This window comes from Arthrobacter sp. I3, assembly GCF_000520575.1.
In the GTDB taxonomy this organism is placed as follows: Bacteria; Actinomycetota; Actinomycetes; order Actinomycetales; family Micrococcaceae; genus Arthrobacter; species Arthrobacter humicola_A.
The window spans coordinates 1-8744 of the sequence record NZ_AZSB01000526.1 but is presented as its reverse complement, the minus strand read 5'-3'; the positions used below and the strand labels follow the sequence as shown (position 1 = coordinate 8744).

Annotated in this window: 6 protein-coding genes and 1 pseudogene; 6 read left to right on the top strand and 1 reads right to left on the bottom strand. The window is 63.3% G+C overall.

What is annotated here, in order from left to right; translation table 11 throughout:
• Nucleotides 1–118, bottom strand: a pseudogene (locus tag Y706_RS27670) (phenylacetic acid-responsive transcriptional repressor); the annotation flags it as partial.
• Between the two features lie 298 nt (nucleotides 119–416).
• Here Y706_RS27670 and Y706_RS0101975 point away from each other — a divergent pair.
• From Y706_RS0101975 to Y706_RS0101950, 6 genes are all read left to right on the top strand, one after another.
• Nucleotides 417–1340: a LysR family transcriptional regulator gene (locus tag Y706_RS0101975; RefSeq protein WP_028275267.1), complete on the top strand. Its 924-nt coding sequence runs from the start codon at nucleotides 417–419 to the stop codon at nucleotides 1338–1340.
• Between the two features lie 200 nt (nucleotides 1341–1540).
• The gene (locus Y706_RS23075) at nucleotides 1541–2791 is read left to right on the top strand and encodes an MFS transporter (protein WP_216699094.1); all 1251 of its coding nucleotides are present in this window, start codon (nucleotides 1541–1543) and stop codon (nucleotides 2789–2791) included.
• 49 nt (nucleotides 2792–2840) lie between these two features.
• Nucleotides 2841–4991 (top strand): hydantoinase/oxoprolinase family protein, encoded by a 2151-nt coding sequence (locus Y706_RS0101965; protein WP_216699093.1) that lies wholly within the window; start codon nucleotides 2841–2843, stop codon nucleotides 4989–4991.
• A complete protein-coding gene (locus tag Y706_RS23070) occupies nucleotides 4991–7258 on the top strand; it encodes a hydantoinase B/oxoprolinase family protein (protein ID WP_043434201.1) in 2268 nt (755 codons plus the stop codon). The genes Y706_RS0101965 and Y706_RS23070 overlap by 1 nt, the downstream gene beginning before the upstream one ends.
• Before the next feature lie 12 nt (nucleotides 7259–7270).
• Nucleotides 7271–8227 (top strand): beta-keto acid cleavage family enzyme, encoded by a 957-nt coding sequence (locus Y706_RS0101955; protein ID WP_043434199.1) that lies wholly within the window; start codon nucleotides 7271–7273, stop codon nucleotides 8225–8227.
• A gap of 135 nt (nucleotides 8228–8362) precedes the next feature.
• On the top strand, nucleotides 8363–8744 hold a 382-nt coding region (locus Y706_RS0101950), incomplete at its 3' end, for a CoA transferase subunit A (RefSeq protein WP_028275264.1).

The window sequence follows — 8744 nt, the reverse complement described above, 5'->3', positions numbered from 1 at the left end:
TCGCAGGCTCCACCCCAAAAACAGCCAGAAGCTTGGCCATGTCACCGAGTTTGATTTCGGCGCCCGCATAACGGAGATAATCGCCGAACAAGTCGATAATAATGGAACGTGGCTTCATGAGTGCGGGCCCTCCTGATGGCGTTTAACTTCCGTTGTCCTTCCTGACCTGACGCCCGGCGGACCCGGAGTAAGTACAGGGAGTGCCTGCACCCTGGATAGGGATTCAGGCGGTCTGATTCCCGACACTCCAGGCTACGCAGGAAGATTTGGACACCGCATCCTATCGCAGCACCCACACCGTCGGCGCTGAACGCGGGCCCAGTATAGAAAGTGACTTCACACGTGGCAGTCTTTGTAGCAAGCCAGCGGTTTGCCGGAAAGCACATAAACTCCTCATCGACAGGGGATCTGCAGTAATGAACCTGAACCGGGTGGATCTGAATCTATTGGTGGCGCTGGACGCTTTGTTGGCCGACCAAAGCGTCACCAAGGCCGCCGAGCGCCTTCAGGTGGGCCAGTCCGCGATGAGCTCAACTCTGAATCGGTTACGCAAGCTGTTCGGCGATCCGATTCTGGTCAGGCACGGCCGAAACCTCATGCCGACGCCTTTCGCCCGGTCGTTGGCCGAGCCCCTCAGGGAAACGCTTGGCCGTGTGGAGTCACTTCTGACAATCAAAAGCGAATTCCATCCGGCAACGGATCATCGGGACTTTTCCGTCACCTCCAACGATTATGTGGCGGCTGTTTTTCTCCGACCGCTCCTCGTTCGGCTGGCCACCGAGGCACCACATGTGAAGCTGCACATCCAACCGGTGCAGGACGATTTCGCGACGCGTCTCAGACATGGCGAGACGGACTTCCTCATCATGCCCAGGGAAGTATTTCTGGGATATGTGGATTTTCCGAACGATCTTCTGTTCAGCGACCGTTACGTTTGTGCCGTTGATGCGGATAATCCGGATGTCGGAGCCTCGATCACGATGCAGCAGTTCAGCGCCCAGCCATATCTTGCCGTCAACGTGGGACACCTCCCCACCTCGGCCGAAATACAGCTGGACGCCCAGGGTGTCATCCGCAATACCCAGATCACCACGCAAATGTTTATGCTGGCCCCGTTCCTACTGCGTGAAACACGGCTCCTCACCCTGATTCAGGAGCGGCTCGGACTGGCGCTACGGACGGACGCGAACCTTAAGCTGCTCGAGCCGCCGATGACGCTCCAGCCCGTCAACATGGTCATGTTGTGGGCACCCCAGAACACGGACGACCCAGCCCACGAGTGGCTCCGCCAAAGGATGTCGAGGCTCGCGCTGGAGCTTTTTCCTAACGTATTGACCTGATCAATAGCAGCCTTCGTTAACCATTGTTTGTGGCGGATGGTCAGCGCCGTTTAGTCTGCTTATACGCAACAAACGTGCTCCAGTGCACACTTCAGCGCCCGCAGCACGACTACACCGACAGATCGAATCTGAGCCGGAAAATCTCCGGCTCCCCGATGCCTACCGGGGCCAAGGCCCCCACATCCCAGTTAGGACATGCAATGATGCGTGCCAACCGCTATTCAGAATTTAAAACTGGCTGGCCTGCGTTGCTTTCCGCAACCATAGGCTCCGCCGTCGGCGTGACGGCTCTTCTTTTTTATAGCCTGGGATCCTTCACCGGGGCATTGCAGAAGGAATTCGGCTGGAACCGCGCAGAAGTCTCATCATCGTTTCTGTACACGACAATTGCCCTGGTGATTTTTGCAGCACCTCTGGGCTGGCTGTTGGACCGCTTCGGTCCCCGCCGGGTCGCCATCATCTCAGTGCCCGGATTGACGCTGTCGCTGTTCCTGCTCAGCCAGTTCCAGGGGGAGCTCATGCACTTCTACCTCCTGTTTGCCCTCGCCGGCCTGCTGGGCTCGGGAACCACGTCCATCGTTTACACCAAGGCAGTGAACTCGGCGTTCTTTACTTCACGCGGACTGGCCCTCGGCATCACGCTGGCCGGCCTGGGCGTCGCTGCGCTAGCGCTGCCGCCGCTGGTGACGGGCTTCGTCCAGTCGTGGGGTTGGCGAACAGGATTCACCGCTTTGGCTGTGCTGTCCCTGCTCGTCATTCCGTTCGTCCTCTTTGGACTGAAAGACGGCGGCCCACGCGCTGATTCCGCCCCGGAACTGGCGGGCGCGAACCGCGCAGATGCGCTCAAGTCGCGCGCATTTTGGACGATTCTTGCGGGATTCCTGCTCGTCGGCGGTTCCGTGCCCGCAATCATCCCCCACATGGTCCCGATGCTCACCGATGCGGGCCTCGCACCGGCCAGCGCGGCGGGTATCGCGTCACTGATCGGTCTGGGCGTGATCGTCGGCCGCCTCAGCATTGGCTTCCTTGTCGACCGTTTCTTCGCACCGTTTGTTGCAGCCCCTCTCTTCCTGACAACGGCCCTGGGCTGCCTGCTGCTGATGTGGGGAGGTCCCGGGCTTGCCCCGGCGGCGGCCATCATGATCGGTGTCTCCTTCGGCGCCGAAGCTGATCTGATCGCATTCCTCTGTGGAAACTACTTCGGCCTAAAGCGCTACGGATTCATATATGGCCTTATCTACGCTGCATTCTCTATCGCAGTTGCCATCGGCCCCATCTGGGCAGGCTCCTTCTTCGACCGCACCGGCAGTTACGACGGCGCCCTGATCACTGTCGCCGTGATGCTGACCATCGGCTCCGGAGTTCTCTTGACCCTTCCCAAAGACCAGCCATTTGCATCAAAGGCCAGGACCGAACAGCCCGTCGCGGAACCGGACGAACTTGCTGTCTGATTCAGGTCAGCCCCCTCGATATGGCCATCTGCTTAAGGAGCTACAAAAATTGACCCTCGAAACAACGTCGCGTGCCCAGTTCACCGGCAACGAAAGAAGTACTGACCTCCCCGACGACACGACGGGGTGGGCAATTGGCACCGACGTCGGCGGGACGTTTACGGACCTGTGGCTGCGCGCCCCCAGCGGCAAGTCTTTCGTCTGCAAGTCCCCCACGACCGCGGACGTCGTCACCGGCGTCATAAACGCTGTCCATCTGGCTGCGGAAATTGCCGGACTCAGCACCGAAGATATGTGCCGAAGAGTCAGCCGATTCGGACATGGCACGACGGTAGGATTGAATGCCCTGCTAACCGGACGGTCGGCACGCGTCGGGCTCGTCACCACCCAAGGTTTCGGGGACGTCCTCGAAATTGGCCGCCTGCGCCGCGGAACTGCCGGGCTCAACGGTCTGGACCTTGGAAACTACTTCCTCCGCGGACGGACCGCCCCGCTGGTACCGCGCAACTTGGTGGTTGAGGTTACCGAACGGGTGAATCCGCAAGGCGAAATCGTGACACCACTAGATCTTGGCTCCGCCCGACGGGCCTTGGAGACCCTCCGCGACGAAGGAGTGGAGGCCGTCGCGGTTTGCCTCCTGTGGGCCACCGAGAACGCGAGCCACGAGGCAGCGGTCGCCGAACTGGTCAAGGAAATACTTCCGGACGCATTTGTGAGCGTCTCCCACGACATCGCCCCAAGCGTGGGTGAATACGCCAGGGCCTCCACCACTGCCGCCAACGCCGCTCTGGGCCCGGTCGCGGGCCACTATCTGGTCAAACTGGAAACCGAGCTCCGCACGCTGGGTATGGAAGCTCCCATCATGATGACCACGAACGCCGGCGGCGTCGTCCCTGCCGCTACGCTGACCGCATCACCGGTCAAAGGCCTCCTGAGCGGACCCGCATCCTGCGTGGTTGCCGGCCAGTCACTGGGCAAGACCCTGAACCAGCCCAACATCCTCACCCTGGACGTCGGCGGAACCAGCTTCGACGTCGGCGTCGTCGTAAGCGGCGCACCGTTGCTGCGCGACGAGGTTACGTTTGGCGGCGCGGACATGCGGGTCCCCAGCGTGGACATCGCCAGCATCGGTGCAGGCGGCGGGTCCATCGCCGCAGTCACCGACGGGATCCTGACCGTCGGCCCTCGAAGCGCCGGCGCCACCCCCGGACCGGTTTGCTACGGCAAGGGCGGCACCGAACCCACCACCACCGACGCCGACCTTGTTCTGGGCGTCCTTGACCCGGACAGCTTTGGAAGCGGCGGAATCAGACTGGACGTCGACGCCGCCAGCCGTGCCTTGGAAGAGAAGATCGGCAAACCACTTGGCCTGAACGCCCAGGAATCCGCCCGCGCGGTCCGTGAACTCTTTGACTCCGCCATGGCAGACCTGCTCCGTTCCGTCACAATCGAGCGCGGCCATGACCCTCGGGAATTCACCCTCGTCGCAGGCGGCGGAAGCGGACCTTCCCATGCCTGGGCCATGTGCCGTGAACTGGGCCTTGACGGATTCGTTGTCCCCGCCACGGCCACCGCCCAGTCCGCCTTCGGTGCCGGTACCAGCGATCTTCGAACCACCGCCTCGCGAACCAGCTACATCCGCCTCTCCCCCGGCCTGGAACCGGACGAGACGCATGCCCTGACGCTGTGCGCAGCACTGGAAGACGCACGAGACCGCGCCCTGGCAGCAATCCCAGACCCCCAGTCGTCAACACTGCAGTACACCGCGGCGGTCCGCTATCGCGGCCAGGCACACCATCTGGATGTAGGCCTGGACGCGGCACCTGACGCGGCCACGCTGTCCAAGTTTCTGGCGCGGTTCGAATCCGAGTATGAGCTGCTCTTCGGAAAGGGCGCCGGTTTCAGGGAAGCCGGCTTCGAGATTCTGTCGGTACGCGCGACCGCGGCCCTTGCTTCGGCCGCCCCCGGGGCGTCCACCGCAGGCGAGGCCTTCGAGTTCCGCGGCGTCCGCGGCGTCATCTTCGATGACCCGGCGGCCCCGGACACGACCACGGTGTACGGCTGCTCCTGGCCCGCAGCGGACCAGTCAGTGGCTGGTCCGTGCCTTATCCAACTTCCCGGCTGCGTTGTTGTCGTTCCACCGGGCGGCACCGCGACAACCGACGCGCACGGCGCAATTCACGTAAAGGTAGGCAACTAATGAACACGACACTGGATGCCCAGAGGGTCACCACGGTCACTGATCCGGTCATTGCCCAGGTGGTCCGAAGCCGCCTTGTCGCCATCACCGACCAGATGCGCCTGGCCCTCCAAGCGGTCTCCGGCAGCCCGACAGTCACCGAGGCCAGCGACTTCTTCACGGGCCTCTACCTTCCGGACGGCTCCTTCGCCACCATGGGTCACCAGGTGACCTTCGAGGCGCCGCCCGTCGGGGCCCTGATCCGGCACCTTCTCGGCTCAGGCAGGGATCTGAAGGACGGCGACCGCATCATCGGCAACGATCCCTTCGTCGGAGCACTCCACCAGAACGACCTGCAAATGTGCGCACCTCTCTTCGTTGACGGTGAACTGGTCGCCTGGGCGGGCGTCATGGCACACGAGACCGACATCGGCGGCATGGACTTCGCCTCGTGGTCCCCGAAAGCCAAGGAGATCTGGCAGGAGGGCCTGCGGATACCGGCAGTCAAGCTTGTGGACCGCGGAGAACTCCGCGAAGACGTCCTGGACATGATCCTGGAAGCAACCCGCCTGCCTGCCCAGGTCGGCCTCGACATCCGCGCCTTCATCGCCACCTTGAACGTCGCGGGTGAACGGCTGACCGAACTCTGCCGCCGGTACGGCAAGAACGTCGTCCAGACTGCCATGGCCACCATGGTCGACGATTCCGAAGCCACACTGCGCCGCCGCCTGCTGGAACTGCCCGATGGCGTCGTCCACACACGAGACTTCCTCGAACACGACGGCCATTCCAACGAGCTCTACGTTGTTGACCTGGTCCTCACCAAACAGGATGATTCGCTGATCTTCGACTTCTCGGGGTCCTCCGGCCAGGCCGCCGGCTTTGTCAACTGCTCCCGGGCAGGGCTGATCGGAGGCGTTGCAGGTGCACTCATCCCGACCCTGGGTTTCGGGATCCCTTGGAACGACGGGCTGCTGCGTCCCACGGAAATAGTCGCGCCGGACGGACTCATCTGCACGGCACTTCCGCCGGCTCCCGTGGGCAGCGCGACAGTTGAAACGGTCTGGGTAGTGAGCAACGTCGTCTCCGCCGCTCTGAACCGCCTTCTGGCGGCCACACCGAAATTCGCACACCGCGCACAGGCCGTGAACAGCGGAACCATGGCCACCTTCAACCTGAGCGGACGCAACCAGTTTGGCGAGAAATTCGGTCTCCACCTCATGGATCCCCTGGCCGGCGGATTCGGGGCCTTCATGGCTCACGACGGCCAGGACGCCGCCGGACCGATCAACACACCGTGCCCCTCCATTGCCGACGTGGAAGTCAACGAGCAGGGAACACCACTGGTCTACCTCTACCGCCGGCTGGCCAAGGACACCGGCGGTGCAGGCCGCCGCCGGGGCGGGCTGGGCGCCGAAGTGGCTCTGACTATCTCCGTCAACGAGGCTGAGGCGCTGGTCATGACCCACGGCGCCGAGGTGCCCAATTCTGCAGGGCTCTCCGGAGGATTGCCTGGTGGCGTCATCCGGCAGTCCCTGGCACAGGGCATCCTGCGTAATTCCGGGCAGACCGCCATTCTGGCCGGAGCATTGAACGGCATCACCGAGGACGCACCTGGGTTTGAGAACCTCGGCTCCAAGCCCGGGGCCTTTCCCCTGACTAGCTCCGATGTCTTTGCCGTCACGTGGCAGGGCGGCGGGGGCGTGGGCGATCCCCTGGACAGGAACCCCGAGGAGCTCCTGGAGGACATCCGCCGGGACGTGGTCAGCACGGCAGCGGCCCGGGACACCTACGGGGTGGTGCTCACAGCATCAGCCGCGGGGCGCGTGACGGGATGGGACGAAACAGGCACTTCGCAACTGCGCCGCGCCCTTCGCGCTGCACGCCTCGGCCAGGCCCCGGAGACTGTAAAGGAATCCTGCCTCGAGCTGGATTCGGCCCTGCCCCCGGCAGGACTAACGGCAGGAGAGTCCTGGCTGCCCTTGTCCGATCGTCTTCGTGCCATCCATGCCGTCGACGGAACCTGGCGGGTTGAAACCGTCGACGGGGCCGTCCTGTCCAACGGATCCACGCGTTGGCGGGAAGGCGCCCACGCCTTCGCCCTTGAACTGCCGCCCAGGGTGGGATCCACCCTTCACGAAAAGCTGACGGTCACCGGCTGGGCATGCCCGCTCACCGGTTCGCTGCTTGCGGTGGACATTCATGAGAAGGCGTCGTCCCCATTCCATGATCTGGAATTGAACATTTCCGCAGGCAGCCGCGCCGCCGAGCTGGCCTTTCAGGCATAAGGAGAAATTAACATGGCACATGTAACTTTTGCACAGACCAAACCACGCAAGGTCATCATCACCATCGCTCCCACGGGAGGAATGGCCACCAAGGACGAAAACCCGAACCTCCCCGTGGACCCGCAGGAAATCGCCGACGACATCGCTGCCTGCGTGGAGGCCGGAGCCAGTGTTGCAGCCATCCACGCCCGTCGACCCGGCGACTTCGAAGCCACCTGCAATCCCGAGGTCTACGCACGCATCAACGAACTGACCCGCAACAACTCCGACGTCGTAATCAACAACTCCACCGGTGGCGGCGTCACCGGCGACATGATCAAGGCGTACGACACAGGCGAACTCCGCATCGATTTCTCCGAACGGATGAAGGGCCTCGAGGCGCCCCTGGTCGAAATGGCGACCTTCGACGCCGAAACGTTCGTCATCAACGGCCGCGGGCGTGAGCTCCTCTGCAAAACATCCCCAGCCGAGTGCGACGAAATGGCTGCCCGCATGACCGAACTCGGAATCAAACCTGAATGGGAGGTCATGAGCCCCGCCCACATCCTGCAGGACTGCAAGCGGCTCATCGACTCGGGCTTCGACACCAAGCCTTACTGGATCAACGTCGTTCTCGGCCTGGACCGCCCGTTCCAGGGAGCCATGCCCTACACCCCGCGCGCCCTCCACCAGATGGTCGAAGAACTGCCCGCCGGCAGCGAACTCTGCGTCTCCGCCATTGGACCCGCACAACTCCCGGCCATAGCCCACGCCGTCCTGCTCGGCGGCCACGTCCGTGTCGGGCTAGAAGACAACCTCTACTACAAGCGCGGCCAACTCGCCTCCAACGTTCAACTGGTGGAGCGGGCGGTTCGCATCATCCGGGAACTCGGCTGCGAACCCGCGACCCCGGCAGAGGCTCGAGAAATCCTGGGACTCCGGCAGCTCGGCTCCCCCGTCTCAAGCCAGGCCGGCCATGTGGCTGTCTGACCCGCCGGCAGCTACTTCCCCACGCAATCAGTGCTTCCCGCCCGTCCATCCCACCCACAGCGGCGAAGCCGCCACCCGGACGCCAGCGAAAGAGGCTCCTGCAGTCTCAGGATGCACCCAACGAAACGGAGACAAATGTCAAAGGTGAAATCCGGAGCAGCCGCCGCGCTGCAGGACGTGCTGCGGGACGGCATGACGCTGGCCGTGGGCGGCTTTGGGCTCAGCGGGATCCCGGCGGACCTGATCGAGGCCGTCCGGGATTCCGGCGTCAAGGACCTCACGGTCGTCTCCAACAACATGGGCGTGGACGGCAAGGGCCTCGGCGTGCTGATCGAAGCCGGCCAGGTGGCCAAGGTCATCGCCTCCTATGTGGGGGAGAACAAGCTCTTCGCCGAGCAGTACCTCGCCGGGAAGCTGGAGGTGGAGTTCACCCCGCAGGGCACCCTTGCCGAGCGGCTGCGCGCCGGCGGCGCCGGCATCCCCGCCTTCTACACCAAGACCGGCGTCGGGACCCTCG

Coding starts and splice junctions, on each gene's coding strand:
- Y706_RS0101955 (WP_043434199.1), top strand. CDS start 7,271: ATGGCACATGTAACTTTTGCACAGACCAAACCACGCAAGGTCATCATC.
- Y706_RS23070 (WP_043434201.1), top strand. CDS start 4,991: ATGAACACGACACTGGATGCCCAGAGGGTCACCACGGTCACTGATCCG.
- Y706_RS23075 (WP_216699094.1), top strand. CDS start 1,541: ATGATGCGTGCCAACCGCTATTCAGAATTTAAAACTGGCTGGCCTGCG.
- Y706_RS0101975 (WP_028275267.1), top strand. CDS start 417: ATGAACCTGAACCGGGTGGATCTGAATCTATTGGTGGCGCTGGACGCT.